A 20,338-nucleotide genomic window follows, 5' to 3' on the forward strand; every position below is an offset into this window, starting at 1 on the left:
ATTTTCGTGAACTTCTGAGTCTCTCTCTGCCACGAACATACTGCACTCGCCGTGCCAAAACAAAAATTCTTGAATGAGAAAAGAAGACACCTACCCCGAGAAAACGAACATAACCAATTGATCTTTATCGACTTGCAAAAAATCTAAATCCTCGAAAAATGGCTTTCGCAACGGGTAATAACTTGTTGAATTGTATTTTTTTCAACCAGATTGGTTGCAAATCTTGCAACAATTACAGTCGAATCCGTGCTGAAAGGTCCCAATATGACAACGAAAACCGAAAAGTCCGACGACAACAAACGCAGCAGAAATCTGCTATGGGATCATCTGCCCTTCGAGAACGAGATCACGCTTTATATCTTCGTCAGCGCCCTCGACGTCTTTATGACGTATATCCTGATGCGGTCAGGCACTTTCCAGGAAGGAAATCCGGTCGCGAGGTACTTTTTCGACCGGTGGGGCATGAAGGGAATGATCTACTTCAAGTTCGGCATGGTCGCTTTTGTGATCGTGCTGGCTCAGATTATTGCCACTAAGCGTCCACGTGCCGCCGAGTATTTGTTCAAATTCGCAACACTCGTTGTCGGCGGAGTAGTCATGTACAGCCTATTTCTCTTTCTCAGACATATTCTGCAGGTCGTCTGAGCGAAAAGCATGGCCGGCTGGCGGTTTACGTCTTTTCTTTCCGACGAAAACAAACCAAGCACATATCGTCCGCCTGCGGACGGCCTTCGCAGAATCGTTCGACATCGCTAATGATCCCCTGCACCAACTCTTCCGCCGTGGTGGGCCCGGTCGAAATAAATCGGCTGAGCAATCGGGTGTCATAGAGATTCTGCGCGGGGTCCATCGCTTCGGTAATGCCGTCGGTAAACAGCGAAACGGTTTCGTTCGGTTTGATAGGGACAGTCGTTTCGCGGAAAACTTGATCCGGCTCGATCCCCAACGGCATCCCGGAAAATCCTTTCCCTAGTCCTTCCACCGTTTTATCTGCTCGACGAATCAAGGGCAGCATATGCCCGGCATTGGCAATAGTCAGCGTGTTCGCCACCGGATCGAGCACGATGAGCACACACGTGATAAAGCGAAAGCCCAGTCCACTCGACGTAATTTCCACGTTCAGCCCAGTCATTGCCTCTGCGGGTGAGGTGTGCATCAGGAGGTGGAAGCGAGCGGCGGAATACAATCTCGCCATCAATAAAGCAGCGGAAACCCCTTTGCCGGCCACATCTGCAATTGCGACCGCAACGCGATTGTCCGGCAGCGGAATGTAATCGAAGTAATCGCCTCCCACACTTTGCGCGGGTTCGTAATAATCGGCGAACTCGTAGCCGTCGAGAGTGGGACGACTGTTCGGCAGAAAACCAAATTGAATCCGTGTGGCGACTTCCAAATCGCGTTGGACTTCGCGTTGCTGCATCACCTGCTCATGCAATCGCGAGTTTTCCACAGCCAAGGCCGCTTGCGACGCCATACTTGTCAGCAAGTCCAAATCGTCTTGGATGAATTGCTCTTGCGTGATTTGCGTGACAATCTGAATCGCCCCGAGAGGTTCCCCCTCCTGTGACATTAGGGGCACACACATCATCGAGTGGATCCGCATACTACGGACACTTTCACTGTGACTAAATACCTCGTCACTGACAGCGTCCGCACTCAGGATGGCTTCACCGGTCTCGATGGCCCGTTCGACCATGGTCCGGCTGTAGATTTCGTCAGACTCCTTGTGCGGCAACGACGAGCGTGTGGCACGGACTTGAAGTTCGCCACTGGAAGGGTCTTTGATCAGCACAATGCCATAACTGGCACGAGGAAACACTTTGAACAGACCATCGAGCATTTCCTTCAACACGTCGTCGAGACGGACCGCTCGCGACAATGCTCGGCTGATTTCCAAAACCGCCCGCAATTTGGCTTCCGGTTTGACACTGAGTCTTAAATCCTGACTGCTGCGAACGTCGAGTGTGCTGATGATCGACGAACTCTTACCGGATTCCAGTTGTTCGTCGGTCTCTTCGGCCGGGTATTCTACGGTCCCACGTCCGGCGTTGGTGCGAACTTCGGAATCACGAGAGACCACACGATGAGCCTGTGTGGTGTCGTCTTTACGCGGCTTGTCATCCAGAGGAAGTTCCGTATGAAACCGGAACAGAATCCCGCACACCTTGACTTCGTCGCTGTCGTGAAGTTCCGTACGGCCCTCGATCCGGTTGCCGTTCAAGTAGGTGTAGTTCCGACTTCTCAGGTCTTCCAAATAGAAGTGCCCGTGCGTCTCTAAGACCTGAGCGTGATGGCGGCTCACTGAGGCATCGTCCAAGATGACCTGGCAGTTGGGATGCCGACCAAGAACAGTTCGTTCGCCGTGAAGCTCCAGGATTTGCCCGGGAACGGCTCCTTTGACGACTTTGAGAAAAGCCACTGTGATTCCCGTCGCCTGAGTGGATCGTCAAGGAATCGCCAAGCTGCGAACGGAATCCGAAACGCGGCGTAGCGGATCATTACACGATTTGATCTTAACGGTCACACCTTCATCCGGCAATCAAGACTTGTAATCTTGCGGGTTGTTTTCCAGGCAATCATGGTTGTTTTCGGCCGAGAAGAAGTGTCTGAGACATCGCCGCAAAAAACGTCTTGACCGGATTGGATCATCGGCATATAGTCCCGCCCCTTTCAGACTATCGAGAGGGCAGGCTCAGCCAGCGGGACGCTGAATGCGGTCGTCAGGATGACAACGCAATCGGCAGGATGAGCTACGCCAAACAAACTCACTTATTGTTACTTCAGCGGATTCCAAGGAATGCCTAAGGCGGCCCTTTGGTCTCAATTGCGCGGTCTGTCGATCGCCACCATCTTCGCTGCGCTCGCCCTCGCAGTTGCGGGAGGCGTATGGCATAGCGGATTGCGTGGACAGACCGAGATCGATCCCGAGTCGTCGGGTTCGACCGCACCGCCATTTCCGGATCTCGGGTCTTCGTCATCGACGTCAACTCCCCTGAACGCGAATCGGTCTGTAGCCGATGTCGATTGGGACTGGACTCCGATGGCCGAAAAATCTGAGCACTCCGCGGAACGGCCGGTCCAGGGTGGTTTCGAGTTGATCGAAACTTCCGACGAGATCGAGCTGACCGCAGCGAATCCGGGACTCGTTCCTCCACCGGCCCCGGATGCGGAAACCGGTCCCCCAGCGGAAGCCAGCGTTAAACCGGTTCCCAATGCGTCTCCAAGTCGATCATCATCGCCACTGCGATTGTTCGATCGTTTTCTTAACCGCGATGGCGACACTTCGGACTCTGAGGTCGGTCTGACTTCCGAATATGAAGAAGCACCGGCTCCGGCGGATATTCTCCGCGAAGCCACCGAACGCGATCCGATTTCCATCGACGCCGACTGGGCCCAGAAGTGGTCTGCGGGCGACGTAACGATTTCGCTTCTGCGTGGACGCTGTCGAATCGTACAAGGGACGTCGGTGATCTTTGCTCAGAAAATGGTCGTATGGCGAACGCAGTCTCAACGAGGGGGCGAAACACACGACGATCTGAGGATCTATCTCGAAGATGACGTGCTCGTACAGCGACCGGGCAGTTCGGTGTCAGATTCGCCGTTGATGATTGAAGTCTCCACACGCGCCGGTGTGGTCGAAAACTACAAACCGCTCTTTGAACCGGCATTGCAAGACCCAGTCTTCTTGCGAGCCGAGGAGACATTGAAGAAAACGGACGGTCGACGAGAACTCGACCCGACACAACTCCGAATTCCTCAAGGAACCGCACCGCCGCCGAGTTTGTTGATTCAACAATCGCGACCGGCAAGTCTGCGTCGCATTCGGTTCTTCCCTCGGTATGGGCCGCCGTTCAACTTAGACACTCGCGAAACCACCGATACCACGCCTCCGGAGTTGATCTGGCGGTTGACTGGTGGGATCAATGTGGTCATCGATGGCGTCGAAGAGTTCGGCACGATCGACTTGAAAGCCGACCGCGTTGTGGTTTGGACACAACCCGGCGGCGGGGCCGATTTCCAAGCCGAAAGTTATCAAACACGCGACACGCCCTTCACGATCTATCTCGAAGGCAATGTCGTCATTCGTCAGGGTGAAAACGTCGTTCGAGCTGCTCAAGGTGTGTATGACGCACGCGAAGACCGAGCGTTGTTGGTCAACGCAGAGTTGCGTACGTTCTTGCCATCGTTGATGGGAGATATCCGTGTGCGGGCCGATCGACTTCGGCAACTCTCACGCGATTCCTTCCATGCCCAGAACGCGTATGTTACGCCGAGTCAGTTCGCCAAACCCGGATACCGGATGCAGGCAACCGACATTTACCTCGAAAATCGAATCATGCGGCCGTGGTGGGGACAAGGTGCGTTAGCGCGTGATCCCGTCACTGGTCAACCTGTGGTCCGCGAAGTTCCCTTCGTGACCGCACTCAATTCCAAGTTCTTCGTGGACGAAGTCCCGTTACTGTACTTACCCAAGATCGCAGGGCCGGCGGAAGATCCGAATATTCCGATCCGTCGATTCAGCACCGGTTATGACCGCATCTTCGGGTTCCAACTTGGCGTGGGCTGGGACTTGTTCCAACTCACCGGACTCGACCAACCGGACGGCACGGAGTGGGAACTCCACACCGATGTCTATACCGACCGCGGTATTGGTCTCGGCACGAGCGGGACTTATGGCGGCGAGGGCTTGTTCGGTGTGCCGGGTTCGTTCTTCGGAGAAGGACTGGTCTATTTCATCAATGATGGCGGCGAAGACAATCTCGGTCGCGAACGGCGAGCCATCCCCTTGGAAGACGACAATCGCTTCCGAGTCAAGCTGCGTCATCGACAGTTCCTACCTGGCAATATCGATATGATTGCCGAGATCGGTTACCTCTCCGATCCGAACTTCCTTGAGCAATACTGGGAACTCGAATACGACCGCGACAAAGACCAGGAAACCCTCCTGTACTTCAAGCAACAATACGATGGCAACGAAGCCTGGACCGCTACGTTACAGCCACGTTTGAACGACTTCGAGAACGAAACCAACTGGGTACGAGGTGACTCCTACATCCTCGGCCAACCGATTCTCGATGGTTGGGTGAATTGGAGTCAGCACACCTCAGCCGGGTACGCCGCGTTGAGACGTGGAGATCCGCCCACATATTCACAACAACTTCTCAACATCTACACACCGATTCCTTACATTCAGGATCAGGAAGGCGCGGTGTTGATGACGCGGCACGAACTCAATGCGCCGCTGCAAGCCGGTCCGTTCAACATCGTTCCGTTTGTAATGGGTGAAGCCGACTTCTGGGGTGAAGATTTCAACGGCGACTCGCTGACCCGACTTGTCGGGAGTGGCGGGATTCGCGGGAGCTTGTTCGCCATGCGGACATTCCCCTATGTGCAAAGTCGAATCTTCAACCTCAACGGGTTGGCTCACAAGATGGTGTTTGAAGCCGAGTATTCTTACACCGCATCGGACACGTCCATCGACATGATTCCGCAATACAACGAAATCGACGACAACGCGCAAGAACGATACCGGCAACGGTTTCCAAATCTGATTTTCAATGGTAGCGTTCCGGCACAATTGGACCCGCGTTCCTATGCGATTCGCTACGGAGCCGGGCGGAATGTGTCCGATCCGTATCATGAGTTGGTCGACGACTTGAACGTGCTGCGACTCGCCTGGCGACATCGTCTGCAGACCAAAGTCGGTCCGCCCGAACGCATGCGAATCAAGGATTGGATGGTCTTCGACGCCGCCGTCTCGTACTTCCCAGATGACGAACGCGATAACTTCGGCGAGCCGCTCGGTTTACTCGACGGGCATTACGAATGGAACTTCGGCGACCGTACGCAATTCGTCGCAAACGCGATGTACGACTTCTTTGATGGTGGCCAGGAAATCTGGAATGCCGGCTTCAACACGCAACGTAGCGAACGCGGTAGTTTGTACGTCGGTGTGCAACAAGTGAAAGGTGGAGCGCTCGACAGTTTGATCGCCACAGGAAGTTACAGTTACCGCATGAGTCCCAAGTGGATCAGTACGTTTGCCACCGCATATGACATCCGCGAAGAACGGAACGCCGGACAATCACTGACGGTCACACGCGTCGGTGCAGACTTCCTGTTCCACCTTGGCGCGAACTACGATGCGGGGAAAGACAACGCAGGAATTATGTTTGCTCTCGAACCCCGTTTCGGCCCACTCTCGCCATACTCGATGACACAACTCGGCTCCTTGCTACCGACCTTCCGCTGATAGACATGATGATGTGATGAGGTCTAGGGTGATGATCTGATATGACGAATCTCATCCCCTAATCCCTAAATCCCAAATCCTAATTGCTTACCATGTCGCAACCGCAACTTCGCCTGCAGACATTCTCCGATTCGCCGAGTGAAACCAAACCGGCCGAAACACCGAAACCGACGAATTCGGATCCCGAGATCTCGATGTGTCGGGCCGAGCGTCGTCGTCCGTTATGGCGTCGTCGATTGGTGGATGCCGAACGCGGACTCACCGAAGGCTTCCGCGGCGACAGCACGTTCTTCGTGTACTTCTTCGGCGGTACCGTAATGCTGGCAGCCGGTTGGGTCCTGCGGATCTCGCTGGTTCAGTGGTGCTTTATGGTGTTGTCGTTATCGACCGTCATCGGAGCGGAACTATTCCACCGCGCATTGATGCAAACGTTGGAATCCTTACCTGATTCTTCACGCCCGCCCGCACCGACCGTCCGCAAACTTCGTCGCATTAGCGCTGCCGGTGTCACGATGATTACCCTTGGTACACTCCTGGCGATCGGTCTGATTATCGGTCACCGTCTTTGGGAAACCTTCACCGGCTAAAACCCGTCTCACACGGTCGTGATGCCAGTCCGAAATCGACATTCCCCGTTGATCAAATCAGCGTTGTAAACTTTGCAATAGCTTGTTGACAGCGGTCAGGGTTTCCTGCAGCAACTCTGGTTTCGGCAGCGGAATCTTGAGGTATTCCTGGCCGGAGGATTCATCGCGTGTGGTCTCGATGGACTTCAAATTCCCGGCGGCGAGTTGCTGTAGAACCGTCATTCCGTTTTGAATCAAATCATTCCACGCATCCGTAGACACATTTGCAACGGGTTCCGGTACGTCTTCGGTTTCTTCCACGGGTGATGGTGGCGTTTCGTACGGCGCGAATGGAATCGGTCCTGGTGTTCGCGTGACGACAGATTCGATTTCCGTCGCCGGTTCAGGCGGTGTTTTCGAGATGGAATCGGTGACTGATTCCACCGTTTCCATGAACTGCTGAAACCGACCTTCTCCCAGGAACACTTCACTTTGGCCTCCGTCGAGCACGCCTTCCATCAAACTTTTCTTGAATGCCAGCGTGTGTAACATGCCCTCTTCGATCGTGCCTTCAGCGATCATGTTTACGACTTGCACTGGCTCGGTTTGCCCAATGCGATGGACCCGGCCGATGCGTTGATCGAGAATCGCCGGGTTCCAGGGCAAATCGAGATTGATCACCACGCTGGCGACTTGCAGATTCAAACCGACTCCACCCGCATCGGTGGAGAGAAACAATCGACAATCCGCGTCATCGTGGAAATGCCGCACGAATTCCTTGCGGCGTTTACTGGAGATTCCGCCATGGAAGAACACATGACGAATTCCCGCCGCATCCAACCGCCGCACGATCAGTTCCAGCGTTCGCGTCCATTGGCTGAACACTACGACCTTCACTTTAGGCGTTTCGAATAAATCCGTAAGCAACGCGACGAGCTCGTCCGGCTTGACGCTGTGATCGGTTTCCTGGTCGAGCAGATACGTGCTGTTGCAAGCCATCCGCATATTTTGCAGAGCAATCATTAAGCGACGTTGCTCAGGTTCGCGGAGTGAGCCGACTCGTTTCCAACGCTGAACGATGCGGGCAACGGTTTCGCGATTCTCTTGGTGCGCGTCCCATTGTTGCGATGTCATGCGGACGAAGAAATTCTTTTCGATCCGCTCCGGCAATTCGTCGAGAACTTCCGATTTGGTCCGACGCAGAAAGATCGGTTCGAGTGTTTTCGCGACGTCGTCGAGATTTTGATATCCCACGACACGACCCGTCTCGTCGCGTTGCTGATGTTCGTCTAAGAACCGGTACGTTGGGCCAAGTCGATGTCGATCGACGAATTGCACGATCGAAACCAACTCTTCCAACCGATTCTCTAACGGCGTCCCCGTGAGCACGATCGCGTATGGGGAATCGATGCGTTTGACACTCTTCGCGATCAACGTATCCCAGTTCTTGATTCGCTGAGCTTCATCGACGATGACCAAATCAGGGGCAAATCGTCCGATCAACGCCAAGTCTTGCGGGATCGTGTCGTAATTGGTGATTTTGTAAAACGAATCCTCGGCGTATAAGTCGGCTCGTTTCGCGGCTGTGCCTTCCACCACAACTTGGCTGCGATGCGTGAACTTCTCGACTTCACGCGCCCATTGGTGTTTCAAACTCGTCGGGCAGACAACGAGCACTTTCTCCACGCCGGATTCACTTGCCAGGATTTCCGCCGCTGCCAACGCCTGGACGGTTTTGCCGAGGCCCATGTCATCGCCGATCAAACATCGACCGGCTTTCGCGGCAAACAAGGCCCCCTTGCGTTGATACCCGTACAAAGGGAGTCGCAATACGTTGTTCAAATTCGCACTGCGAGCACCGACAGGGAACACCGTTTCAAGATGCTGCTTCCGATGTTGTTCGTCGCGGACTTCCGCGATGAAGGCGAGCACGTCGTCGTAGCAACGCACCTCATGGCCGATCTCACCGGCTTTGCTGAGAAAACTCGGAAATTTTCCGATCGCATCCGGAGTCAGCAAACCATCTTCGTTGAAATATTTTTGGGCCAACTGCTTCAATTCATCGGGACATTCCGAACCCGCGCGGAACACCACTTTTCGCTGTGAGCCGTACTTGAGAAAGATTTCCGTGTAAGGCGGAAAGAAACCGTCGTGCAAACGTTTGGCTTGATGTACATCGTGCTCGAGATGAGCGAGCATCCATTCGATGTGCTTGCAAGTGCCCAGATGGTTGGTTTCGAAATCCGGGCAAGAACAATAATTGTCGCCGAGCTTCGTGCCCCGAATCGCCACCCGGTATGTGTTTCCGCTGACGGCATTATGGACTTTGAACTCGGAGAAAACCGCGTCGTCCCCGATATTCGTGACGGAAAAATCCTGATTGCGTCCATACTGCCGACGCAACGCGATTTGCCAATCCTCCAGGGACATCCCATCAGGACGCCGATTTCGAGAGACTTTGGGACTGTTCGCGGGGAAGTCTGTGGTCATTTCGGTGAGCCGCCTACGTTCGTGAACCAACCGATACGTGAAATCGCGCATCGTGGATTCTGATTGTACGCAGTTTCGTCGGACGCGCCGAACCCGCCGCCTGGAACCAGCCAGGAATTCGCACCATGCCCCAAATTTTCAGGCACAGATGAATTGGACCTGCCCACGACACGGAGTGAGCAGGTCATTCGGTATGGCCCGGAGGACTACAGGAACGCGACGCGATTTTCGCCGCTGACGGGGTCCCAGAAGAACAGTTTATCCTGGTCCCCGGGCGCGAAAGCCTGGTCCGTCAATCGACTGACTTTCGAGAAACCGTTGTTGATGGCTCCGCGGGGAACGACGTCTTCGACAATCACGGGCGGCATCATGATCGGGCTGGTCACGGAAATCCGGTTTTGACCACTGGTCATGTCGTACGCGAATATGTCGTCCACGCCATCGCCGTTGAAGTCGCCGATTTCGATCTGCTCGAAGTCGTTTCCATTAAACGAAGTCGGCGGCAACATGTCGGTTTGGACGACGCCAATCATGGTGGATTGGCCTGCCATCCCGGTCAATAACGGAACAAGCCGGTTCGACCCTGACCCCAAATTGATGAACAGGAATTCCGGCAGACCCGCGGGAGTGAATTGGCCCAGGTGCAGTTGTTCGAAGTCGTTCCCGTTGATGAAGGTGGGATCGATCACCGAAGTTTGGAAGTTGCCCCCGCTCGTGGAACTCCCATTCACGACCGTCTCGAAGTGAATCAAACGGTTTTCGCCAGTAAGTGGGTTCCAGAAGTAAATATCTTCCGCTCCACCGCCGTCGAGGTCTCCGGACACGAAGGTCGTGTATTCGTTGCCGTTGATCGCAATCTCGGGGACGATGTTGGTTTCGATCGTTCCGGTAACATTCCCAGTCGGGCCATTGGCATGCATGAGCCGATTACGTCCGGTGAGTGGGTTCCAGAAGAACAGATCACTGCCGCCACCTTGGTCGAAGTTACCGAACACGACAACGGTGAAATCGTTTCCGTTAATCGCGGTGCGTGGGAATGGATCGTTTTGGATCGTACCGTCACCGAAAACAATGCGGTTTTGCCCCGTACGAGGATCCCAGAAGAACAGGTCATCCGCCGCCGGGCCGGGCGTATCGAGTTGGACGGGAATATCCGAGAAGAACTGCGAACTCACAATGCCGTCGAAGTTACCGGCTCCGACTTCTTGGAAAGAGTTGCCATTGATCGCCGCCGGTGCAATCGGACGGGGTTGAATACTGGCAGCTCCTGTCGCGACATCATCGTTGAGAATCGTTCCAATTCCCTGGGCATCGGTGATGAATACAAGGTCCGAACCGGCGACCACCAAATTGGAAATGTCGATCGTGAATTGTTCGTCCGGTTCAACATTCGTGTCCGGCGTGATCGCAACGGAAAAGGTTGTTGACGTCGATCCCGCCGGGATGGTTGCGGTCCCGGAAGTGGGAGTGAAGTCGGTCGTGTCAGCGGTGCCCACGGTCGTGACATAATCGACGGAAACGTCGGAGGTCACTGCTTGTGTGAGAGAAATCGTCACATTGACGATGCCATCATCTTCGACAGCGAAAGAATCGTTAACGATTACGTTCGGGAAGTCGCTGAGGTCATCGTCGTTGAGAATCGTACTTGTCGCCGAGCCAATTCCGATTTCCGCATTCAGTGTCGGGTTGAACAACTGCACTGTGAACTGTTCATCGGCTTCCGGGAACACATCCCCTGCGACTTGCAACGTGAGCGTTTGAGTCGTCTCTAGGTTATTAAACGTGATTGTGCCGCTGGGGATAGAACCGCCAAAATCAGTGCCGTCGATGGCAGTGCCGGTGACAACGTAGTCGACAAGGGCTGTACCTTCGAGGTTACCAGTGCGACTGACGAGGAAGGAAAAGTTCGTAAAGCCTGAATCACCTTCGAAGGCACTCACAGCATTCGCGGTAATGCCAATGACAGCAGCTTGAATTTCAAAAGCACCGATGTCGACCGTTCCAAAGTCGATCCGCCTGAATGGCACTTCGAAAGTGTTCACATTGCGTTGATCGACAGTCAAGGTTGTTTCATTTGCATCACTCGTCCCCGGAATACCATCGTCCCCAGGTGTTGTCACAAGTGCATTGTTTCCCGCATTGAATGCTAAGCCTCCGAGAACCAACGCGTGTGTTTGGGTCGGTCCGCCATTGTCGGTCAGAGTTGTGTCCAGCACGTTGGTGATCGACACGAGTTCGCGTCCGCCAACGCCGTTGTCCTGCCCGACGATATTCCCGTTGGTTCCGTGAGTTAGCCCGCCGGCACTGTTTGGGTCTCCGATGAGATTACTAGCACTGTTCGTACTCACCGGCTGACCGGCAATGTCCGATGGGAACGGCGACAAGGCACCGAGTTCGTTATCGGCAACGATCGTGTTGAAGAGCGACGTGGTGGCCATCAGAGTGCTGCCAGGATCTTCTGTGAAGACCCCTGCTCCGGCGGCACCGCCGTTGTCATCCGCATCGGCATCGTTTCCGGTAATCGTCGTGTTCACCAGCACAACATTATCGAGCGAGTTATGCACGCCACCGCCGGAACCGTTGGTTAGATTTCCCGAGATCGTGGAATTGATGACGGTCGTCGTTCCGGAGAAATTCCGGACTCCACCGCCGTTGTTGGTGCCGAAATTGTTTGCGATGAGTGAACGTCGAATCGTGGTCGTTCCATCGTTCGCCGTTCCTCCACCTTCCGCGGCACCGTTATTTGTGATCGTGGAGTCTTGAATCAACAAGGTCCCACCGTCTTCCGTGTAGGTCGCTCCGCCCAAACTGGCGCTGTTATTCGTAATTGTCGAAATGTTGACGGTCGTCGATGCCCCGGTTTGCGTGGCGACCCCACCACCGAAAGGAGCATTGCTGTTCTGAATGACCACGTTTTCGAGAATTACATTATTGGCATGGTTGTAGACCGCTCCACCGAAACTCGTCGCAGTGTTCCCAAAAAAACTACCGTCGGTTTGATCGAACATTCCTTCGTTGTACAACGCTCCGCCATCGCCATTGGCCGTGTTATTCTGGAACGTGAGGTTACTCGCAAGGATGTCGCCACCGCCGGTGTTGTAAATCGCTCCCCCACTTCCCGATGCTGTATTATTGCTGAAGGTTACACCCATCAGCGTGGTCACTGTGCCATCGTTGTAAATCGCACCGCCTTCAGCAGTCGCGGTGTTGCCGTCGAGAAGTGAATTGGCAAGATTGAGCACCCCGCCTTGAGAGAAGATGGCACCTCCACGTTCCGCTTGGTTATTTGCGAAGGTGACGTCATCGAGGGACAACGCCTCTCCAAGATTCTCAATCGCCCCACCGTTCTCACTATTGCCCACAGAACCACCGGTCAAGGTGACCCCACGGATGGAAACGACGATATTCGAAGGACTGCTAACACTAAGAATTCGTGAAGCACCTTGGGCATCAATCGTGAGTAAACTTGCCCCCGGACCTTGGAGCGAAACCGAAGCGGAAATCTGCATTTCCGGGCCACCGGGCGCCTCAGAATTGAGACTCACGGTTCCGCCGGCAAACCCCTGTGGGAACGCGATGGTATCGTTCGTGCCGAACGGTTCGCTCGTATCGATGAGGGATTGTTCCGTTGCCGTGAGTGCCCGCCCGAGAGCTGCATTGGCATCCCCGCCGTTGTTCACCAAGAGAATCGCTTCCCGGAGTGTCAGCAGACCGTCGCTGGCGACCGTATCATCGGTCGTGTTCACAGTGAGGGCCGAGAGCAACGTGCGATCTTCCAGCACTTCGGCTGCCATCGGAATACAGCCAACGCGACGGCGAGACTTCTTGCGGTTCGTTTGTCCGGAACGGAACTTCACGGCGAGATCGTTCAGCCAATGCGTCAACTGCATGAAAAACTCCAACGCGTAATAAGATGGAAACCGTCGCAGAGACTCTGCCCGGTTATCGTGAGTGGAAGGAAAACTATAACGCGGCGTTGTTACCACGCACAATCGGCAGTTGCACTAATGATCAAACCCTGACCACACTCGCCGACATCGGTAAGCTCGGGTTACGGCGTTTCCAGGGCAAGTGGCCATACCGGCGGGACCCACGAAAAGTAGTACATTGCTTGCGGAACCGTTGCGGTGAGGACGCGTTGCTGATCGTGTGTCGGTTCGTGGGCCTCCATAAGACCGAGCAACTTTTGGAACAGCGACATCGGGTTGTGATACGTCACGACACGAGGATTCTCTAACCCCAACTGTTGCTGTAACGCCTCGAGTGCATCGTCTTCGAAACCGATCTCATCGACGAGTCCTTTTGCCATTGCTTCGGTGGCGGGAAAAATGCGACCGGTAGCCAAGTCTTCGCTGGTTGCATTGCGATCCGAGAACGCGACCAACTCCGTCGAATGAGGAACGACATCGTTTTTCGGTTTCTCCGCGACCGCTGCCGACTCACGACGAACGAGAGTATCACGATTTTCGTCGATGACCGTCAGAAAACGATCAAACGACTCATTCAAGATCCCGCCCCAAAGCTGACGTTCCTCAGGTGTGATTTCCCGAAACGGACTGAGCGCGTCTTTGAAACGACCGGTCTTCAACGGATCGGACCGCACATGCCAACTCTCCGCCAGACCGCTGACGTCATATCGTGGAATGATCACGCCGATCGACCCGGTCCACGTGGTCGGCTCGGCATAGATTTTTCCCGCGGAGCCGCACCCCATCGCGACGTAATACCCCCCGGAAGCGGCAATGCGTTTCATCGCCACATAAATTGGCTTTCCGGCTTCGCGAAGTTCGACGAGACGATGATAAATTTGATGGCTGTCCGCTACCAATCCGCCGGGGCTATCAATCGTCAGAAGCACGCCTTTGACCGCATCGTCCTCGGTTGCCTTTTCGATCTGTTTGAGCAAGTTCGCAGTGAATGGCGGCATGATCGTACCTTCGATGCGAATCACGGCAATCTTATCCCGGGACTCGGCATCACCTGACAGAAACCGTTCAGCGGGCGAACTCGAGGCGGCGAAGTAGTCGCTGTACTTGGAATAAATGACGAAGTTCACGCCGATCGAAATCAGCAACAGAAGGAGCACAAGCCGGAACCCCCATCGACGCGGACGCGGAGCAGATTTCGAACGACGACGTGCCCGTGGCGGCTCGTCAGACTCCGAAGATGACTTCGCGGGGACTGGTTTGGCGGGTTCTCGCCGCAAGGGGTATCCCTCGGGTGCCGGCGGATAGGGTTCGTGGGGAGTGCTCATAACATTCTTTCCTAATAAAGACTTTCTCGTACTGTAATCTTCTGTGGGACTTAGGGTAAGGCGTGTGTGGCAAGGTGGCTGTGCCTTCGCCGGAACCCATGCATGAATCCGCATGTGTTGACCGAACCAGGCAGACGCCGTTTAATGGAGTGAGAAGCCTGTCGACCAAAAGGGAAGCCCCCATGCTGAATATCACCGTGCGACACACAATCCAATGTTCGTTATTGGTCGTTCTAACCGCACCCATGACACTGGCGGAAGACGCCTCGATCGACTTCCGCCGCGACATTAAACCCCTGTTCACAAAGCATTGCGGATCGTGTCACGGAGTCGACAAACAGGAAGGCGGTTTGAGGCTCGATCATGGTGCGACGGCATTGCGAGGCGGTGACTCCGGCCCGCTTCTCGAACCGAAACAACGCGAGAAAAGTGAACTCTGGAGCCGAATCACCAGCGATGACGAATCGCTAAAAATGCCGCCACCGTATGAAGAAAATATCCACCCGCTGAGTGCCGAGGACATCGCGGCCATCGGCCGATGGATCGATGCGGGAGCCGTTTGGCCGGACGATGGCAAGAAACTCGTGGTCAAGACCGACCACTGGGCTTATCAACCTCTGCAGAAGACAGCGGTCAACGACTTGCCCACGTCGGCTTGGGTGCAAAACGACATCGATCGCTTCGTGCTGGCAAAACTGCAAGAAGCAGGCGTGGAGCCGTCACCACGGGCCGACAAGTATGTTTTGCTCAAACGGTTGTACTTCGATCTCACGGGCTTGCCTCCGACACCAAACGAAGTCGACGAGTTCCTGAACGATCAATCCGCAGATTCCTATGAACGCGTTGTTGATCGTTTGCTAGAAAGCCCGCATTTTGGCGAACGTTGGGGTCGCCACTGGTTGGACAAAGCCCGTTATGCAGACTCCGATGGCTACGAGAAAGACCGACCGCGTCCGAATGCTTGGCGGTATCGGGATTGGGTGATCGACGCCATCAATGACGATCTGCCGGTCGATGATTTTACTATCCAACAACTCGCCGGTGATCTATTGCCCAACGCGACCGCAAACGAAAAACTCGCGACAGCATTTCATCGGCAAACACTGACCAACACCGAAGGCGGCACCGACCAAGAGGAGTTTCGCGTAGCGGCGGTGTTCGATCGTGTCGACACCACCGGAACCGTATGGCTCGGGTTGACGGTCGGGTGTGCTCAATGCCATTCCCACAAATATGACCAGATCTCGCAAGCCGAGTATTACCAACTGTTCGCCTTCTTCAACAACGGTGACGAAACCAATACCGAAGTTGCCAGAAGTGCGGAGGAACTCGCTAACTATGAACGCGAAAAAGTAGCTCACGACAAACTGCTTGCTGCCCACGCTGAGAAAATTCACAACGCAAAACAAGAATTCCGCACGACACTCGATCTGTGGATCGATGAACTGCAACAAAGACTCGCGAAGGCCGACCCGAACCGCATCGAATTCCATCCGCTCGAAGTCATCGAGGTAAAATCCACCGGCGGCACGACGTTCGAAATTCAACCAGATGGTTCCTACTTGGCAACCGGGAAAAACCCCGCATCCGCGACTTACACAATCATCGCCAAAGCAGACCAGAAAGATATCACCGGTCTACGTCTCCGAACACTCGCAGATGCCAACCTTCCGAGCCGAGGACCAGGACGCGTCGCACATGGAAACTTCGTATTGAACGAAATCCAAGTGCAATCGAGTGAGAAACAGGACTTCAAAAAAGCGACCCCCCAACCAATCCAGTCCGCGACGGCCGACTATTCGCAAAATGGTTGGGCCGTGATTGGGGCGTTCGATGGTCAACCGAAAACTGGCTGGGCGGTCTCGCCGAAACGTGGGGCCGATCACCACGCCGAGTTCGTCTTCCAGTCGCCTGTGAACAGCGATGAGAAATCGAACTGGCTCAAAATAGAGTTGCATCAGAACTACGGTAGTCAACACACGATCGGTCGTTTCCAACTAGAAGCCAGAACCGGAACCAAACCCGGCGATGGTGTGCCGAACGAGATTCTGAACATCGTACAACTGCCCCCCGAAGAACGGACCGAAACACAAACGAAAGCCATTCTCGAATATGCTTTTGCGAATTCCGACGCCGGACGAGTCCTGCTCAAACAGCAAGAACAACTGAAAAAGAAAACGCCGAAATCACCGTATATGAGCGTGCGGGTGATCTCGCAACGCATGAAGAATCCTCGACAGACGCATCTACTCCGTCGTGGTGACTTCCTTCAACCGCAAGGGAAAATTGAACCAGATACGCTTGCCGTTCTGCCACCGCTGACCACACGCGATCCGAATTCACCACCCGACCGGTTGGATTTCTCCCGCTGGTTAGTTTCCGATGAAAATCCGCTGACGCCGCGGGTCCTGGTCAACCATCTTTGGCGGCCGCTGTTCGGACGGGGATTAGTCCCCACGATCAATGACTTCGGTGTTCGAGGCGAACCGCCGACGCATCCGCGGTTACTCGACGACCTGGCAACGCGATTCCGCACCGAGTTCGGGTGGAGTCGGAAACAACTTATCAAATACATTGTGATGTCGGCGACGTATCAGCAGTCGTCTCAGGTGCGACCGGAACTTGCCGAACGCGACCCTCAGAACAACTGGCTCGCTCGGCAGAACCGATTTCGTGTCGAGGCCGAACTTGTGCGGGACATCTACTTGGCCGCCAGCGGATTGCTCTCTCGAAAAGTGGGCGGACCAAGTGTTTTCCCACCGATGCCTTCGGATGTCGCTGCATTGAGCTACGCCAACAACTTCCGTTGGAAGACGAGCGAGGGCGGAGACCGTTACCGTCGAGGGATGTACACGTTCTTCAAACGAACCGCCCCACACCCGAATCTTACAACCTTCGACTGTCCCGACGGCAACACGACACTCGTCGAACGCAGAGCATCGAACACACCATTGATGGCGTTGACCACATTGAACAACCTCGTGTTCGTGGAAGCCGCACAGGCGCTCGCGAAGCGATTGCTCACTGAGTTTCCCTCCGACGATGACGAGACACGTATTCGTCAAGGCTTCGAATTGTGCACGGCTCGCCCGGCGACATCCGAATCGGTCGCAGTTTTCCAGAAACTGTTGGAGTCTGCCCGCGAATACTACGAGGCTCACCCGGAGTCGGCAGCGGAACTTACGAAACTTCACCGAGCCGACGACAAGTCGGTGGAAGAATCGGCCGCATGGGTGGTCGTAGCCCGGATGATGCTGAACCTCGATGAAGTGATCAGTCGAGAGTAGCCACTCCAAAAAAAAACGGACACGTGTTCACACGCGTCCGTTTCGATCAGAGACTCTTGCGCTCACACCGGAACGACAAAAGCCGGATAAGTCGAAAATCAATAATTCTAGTCGTCGTAGTCGACTTTCACATAACCGTTCTTCGACGTGATCTCGACTTCGTAATCGCCGTAGTCGTATTCGATCTTGCTGCCGTCCTTGCGTTTGATGTCGATTTCCGGTTTGCAATGCGGTGGAACACAGATTTCGATAAACACGAATCCTGGGCTGCCACAGAGATGACAATCGGGACGGGGATCCTTCACCCGAACGATTTCCTTGACCGCAAACGGGTGGATGTTGTGGCGGTCTTCGACTTTCACATTTTCAAAGAGCGGCAAAGGCTCGCCGACGATTCTTGAAGTCGAACGGACAACCGTCGCCCGTGGCAATACTGGCAACTCAGTTGGCAACGGCGTTCGGTATTCCGGGACCGGCATAGGCGCCAACGTCGGACCGTCGGCGGCCGACACACTCGCCGATGCCCCAACGCAGGCCACTAGTAACATCAACCGAATTTTCTTCATGAGATAATTTCTCCGTATCTTTCCACTCTGTGCATACACCCCAGTTTCACACTGATATTGCCATGATCGATAGAGAACCGGCAAATTGGAAGTGGAAAACCCGGAAATTCCGGAACCCTGGCATCGATTCTCCGAATCCGTTGCCCTAGGGAAACACTCTGAGAATCTGCTCGACATCGGAAAAGTCTTCGAACAGGTGGTCGGGGTCGTATTGAGCAAGTTCTTCCGCGTTGAACATGCCCGTACAGACGGCAATCACGTTCGCGTCGATAGCTCGTCCGCAGGTGATGTCGTGCGGAGTATCACCAATGACCCACAGCGTATCATCGTCGCTGCATTCTGGATGATATTCACGATAGGCAGCGAGGGCCTCGCGGGCAACGTCGGCACGGTCGGTATGCCGATCACCATAACCGCCGAATTGGAAATAATGATGCAACCCAAAGTGCCGGAGTTTCGCGTCGGCACCCCGAGCATAATTACCGGTGAGCAAACCGAGACGCACATCATCGCGCGCATGGAGTCCTTCCAGAACGTCTTCCACGCCGGGCAACACCGCGCCACCGCGTGACGACAGATGCTGCGGCAGATGTGACAGATAAACTCCCAGGAAGCGTTCATAAACCGCGTCGTCCGACTCGATACCGTAGTAGGTAAGAAGATCGGTCACGATCGCACGATCCGTCCGTCCCGCAGCGGAAATCCCATGAGGTTCCTCACGAGTTTGAAACTCCGCCATCAACGCCGCTTCCATAGCCGCCTGACCGGCTCCACCACTCAACAGCAACGTGCCATCGATATCGAAGAAACAGATATGCATAATAAGGGCTCGCTTTGAAAACTGAATTTCTCAGCTGAAACTGTTGAACAAACCAGCCGATACAACAAGTGTACAAATCATCTCAAAGGTTTTGTGTCTTGTACAATGCATTCCCTCGCATCCGCGTCGACGCCCGTGGCATTTGGTGCGATGACCGCCCAGATCTGTCATCAGGCATTTATTGGGACGGGATTATGGAAATAAGTGGCGTTGAACTGGCGACCACAGCGGACTGGCAGGTCGTCATCGAGCTTCAGCATTCTAGCGGTTATATCCTCGAAATCCGCGAAGACTGGCCTGGATTTAAGGATGCCGTCGACGCTCTCACTCAGAATTTGCCTGGAATCGCTGAGAACTGGCTCGACCAAATTCGCGTTCCGAAAGATCGGCAGCAATCTGCAACTGTGTGGCGAAGAGTCACCTCATGTTAACAAGCTGAGAATTCTCGATTCGGATTGGAATCTCAGGATCAAGGCCAGTATGTTGGTGGCCAAAGCGTTCTACCGTTCTTCCCAGACTTTCGATTGACCTACAAGGACCCACCCATGAACGATGCGAACCCGTCTAACGATACGGCTGGAAAGAAGAAAAGTTCGCAGAAAGATTGGATCATCCGGGGCGTCGTGTTCGGCGTGTTAGGGGTGTTGCTCGTTTTCGCGTTGTTAGACTTCTTCGAAAAGAAGAATGCCGAAGCCACCTATGATGCTTGGCAAACCGCAATGCAGGAAAGAGAAGTCGAAGGTACCGAACTCTATGCGGAAGACTTGGCCGGCTTGATGAAAGGCTCCGCCGACTTCACCGAAACCAAGTTAAACGACGGTTCAATGCGGACCTACAAATGGGGTGTCATTCGCGAGTATCCGATTGAAGTCTATCTCGATAACGGCGTCAAACCTGCAGTCGCCGAACTCGTCCCCCCAAGTGCCGTCAATGAGGAAGACCCCAAAAAACTACCTCCGATTCAACAAGACAAACCCGTAGCACTTGAAGAATCCACCGAGCCTGAAGAGCCTGCCGAGCCGAGCGAAGCCGACAAACCGGAGTCGGATTAATCGGCTCAAAGGACATGGCCTCGGAGCTCAAACGAGTGGACGATGCGAAG

The 20,338-nt window shown here is 54.4% G+C and carries 12 protein-coding genes; 6 read left to right on the plus strand and 6 right to left on the minus strand.

Features of this window, described 5'->3' with window-relative positions; genetic code table 11:
• Positions 1-264: 264 nt before the first annotated feature.
• On the plus strand, positions 265-645 hold the full coding sequence (locus tag AC5DDB_RS21150) for a DUF5658 family protein (RefSeq protein WP_491741759.1): 381 nt from the start codon (positions 265-267) through the stop codon (positions 643-645).
• A 25-nt stretch (positions 646-670) separates the two neighbouring features.
• Here the strand turns inward: AC5DDB_RS21150 and AC5DDB_RS21155 are convergent, their stop codons facing one another.
• Complete coding sequence (locus AC5DDB_RS21155; RefSeq protein ID WP_491741760.1) at positions 671-2,419, minus strand: SpoIIE family protein phosphatase; 1,749 nt, start codon at positions 2,417-2,419, stop codon at positions 671-673.
• A 378-nt stretch (positions 2,420-2,797) separates the two neighbouring features.
• On the opposite strand from AC5DDB_RS21155, the gene AC5DDB_RS21160 reads away from it, so the two are divergent.
• A complete protein-coding gene (locus tag AC5DDB_RS21160) occupies positions 2,798-6,253 on the plus strand; it encodes a hypothetical protein (protein WP_491741761.1) in 3,456 nt (1,151 codons plus the stop codon).
• Positions 6,254-6,345: 92 nt separating this feature from the next.
• Complete coding sequence (locus tag AC5DDB_RS21165; RefSeq protein WP_491741762.1) at positions 6,346-6,840, plus strand: diacylglycerol kinase; 495 nt, start codon at positions 6,346-6,348, stop codon at positions 6,838-6,840.
• A gap of 57 nt (positions 6,841-6,897) precedes the next feature.
• Here AC5DDB_RS21165 and AC5DDB_RS21170 read toward each other — a convergent pair whose 3' ends face one another.
• The 3 genes from AC5DDB_RS21170 to sppA all read right to left on the minus strand — a co-directional run bounded on the left by AC5DDB_RS21170 (position 6,898) and on the right by sppA (position 14,563).
• On the minus strand, positions 6,898-9,360 hold the full coding sequence (locus tag AC5DDB_RS21170; RefSeq protein WP_491741763.1) for a DEAD/DEAH box helicase: 2,463 nt from the start codon (positions 9,358-9,360) through the stop codon (positions 6,898-6,900).
• A 155-nt stretch (positions 9,361-9,515) separates the two neighbouring features.
• Positions 9,516-13,199 (minus strand): beta strand repeat-containing protein, encoded by a 3,684-nt coding sequence (locus tag AC5DDB_RS21175; protein WP_491741764.1) that lies wholly within the window; start codon positions 13,197-13,199, stop codon positions 9,516-9,518.
• 161 nt (positions 13,200-13,360) lie between these two features.
• A complete protein-coding gene (gene sppA / locus AC5DDB_RS21180) occupies positions 13,361-14,563 on the minus strand; it encodes a signal peptide peptidase SppA (protein ID WP_491741765.1) in 1,203 nt (400 codons plus the stop codon).
• Between the two features lie 182 nt (positions 14,564-14,745).
• On the opposite strand from sppA, the gene AC5DDB_RS21185 reads away from it, so the two are divergent.
• On the plus strand, positions 14,746-17,850 hold the full coding sequence (locus AC5DDB_RS21185; protein WP_491741766.1) for a PSD1 and planctomycete cytochrome C domain-containing protein: 3,105 nt from the start codon (positions 14,746-14,748) through the stop codon (positions 17,848-17,850).
• A gap of 107 nt (positions 17,851-17,957) precedes the next feature.
• Here the strand turns inward: AC5DDB_RS21185 and AC5DDB_RS21190 are convergent, their stop codons facing one another.
• Together AC5DDB_RS21190 and AC5DDB_RS21195 are read right to left on the minus strand one after the other, a co-directional pair.
• Complete coding sequence (locus tag AC5DDB_RS21190) at positions 17,958-18,416, minus strand: hypothetical protein (RefSeq protein WP_491741767.1); 459 nt, start codon at positions 18,414-18,416, stop codon at positions 17,958-17,960.
• Between the two features lie 145 nt (positions 18,417-18,561).
• Positions 18,562-19,236, minus strand: coding sequence for an HAD family hydrolase (locus AC5DDB_RS21195; RefSeq protein WP_491741768.1), 675 nt, complete (start codon positions 19,234-19,236; stop codon positions 18,562-18,564).
• A 98-nt stretch (positions 19,237-19,334) separates the two neighbouring features.
• On the opposite strand from AC5DDB_RS21195, the gene AC5DDB_RS21200 reads away from it, so the two are divergent.
• Entirely contained in the window at positions 19,335-19,667 is a 333-nt protein-coding gene (locus AC5DDB_RS21200) for a hypothetical protein (RefSeq protein WP_491741769.1), read from the plus strand.
• A gap of 114 nt (positions 19,668-19,781) precedes the next feature.
• Positions 19,782-20,288 carry a hypothetical protein gene (locus AC5DDB_RS21205; RefSeq protein WP_491741770.1) on the plus strand — a complete coding sequence of 169 codons (507 nt, stop codon included), beginning with the start codon at positions 19,782-19,784 and terminating at the stop codon, positions 20,286-20,288.
• Positions 20,289-20,338 lie beyond the last annotated feature (50 nt).

The sequence above is a fragment of the Thalassoroseus sp. genome (assembly GCF_984380535.1).

What these genes read in the sequence shown, in the direction of transcription:
- sppA (WP_491741765.1), bottom strand. Translation starts at nt 14,563, where the DNA reads ATGAGCACTCCCCACGAACCCTATCCGCCGGCACCCGAGGGATACCCC.
- AC5DDB_RS21170 (WP_491741763.1), bottom strand. Translation starts at nt 9,360, where the DNA reads ATGCGCGATTTCACGTATCGGTTGGTTCACGAACGTAGGCGGCTCACC.
- AC5DDB_RS21185 (WP_491741766.1), top strand. Translation starts at nt 14,746, where the DNA reads ATGCTGAATATCACCGTGCGACACACAATCCAATGTTCGTTATTGGTC.
- AC5DDB_RS21195 (WP_491741768.1), bottom strand. Translation starts at nt 19,236, where the DNA reads ATGCATATCTGTTTCTTCGATATCGATGGCACGTTGCTGTTGAGTGGT.
- AC5DDB_RS21205 (WP_491741770.1), top strand. Translation starts at nt 19,782, where the DNA reads ATGAACGATGCGAACCCGTCTAACGATACGGCTGGAAAGAAGAAAAGT.
- AC5DDB_RS21150 (WP_491741759.1), top strand. Translation starts at nt 265, where the DNA reads ATGACAACGAAAACCGAAAAGTCCGACGACAACAAACGCAGCAGAAAT.
- AC5DDB_RS21165 (WP_491741762.1), top strand. Translation starts at nt 6,346, where the DNA reads ATGTCGCAACCGCAACTTCGCCTGCAGACATTCTCCGATTCGCCGAGT.
- AC5DDB_RS21160 (WP_491741761.1), top strand. Translation starts at nt 2,798, where the DNA reads ATGCCTAAGGCGGCCCTTTGGTCTCAATTGCGCGGTCTGTCGATCGCC.
- AC5DDB_RS21190 (WP_491741767.1), bottom strand. Translation starts at nt 18,416, where the DNA reads ATGAAGAAAATTCGGTTGATGTTACTAGTGGCCTGCGTTGGGGCATCG.
- AC5DDB_RS21175 (WP_491741764.1), bottom strand. Translation starts at nt 13,199, where the DNA reads ATGCAGTTGACGCATTGGCTGAACGATCTCGCCGTGAAGTTCCGTTCC.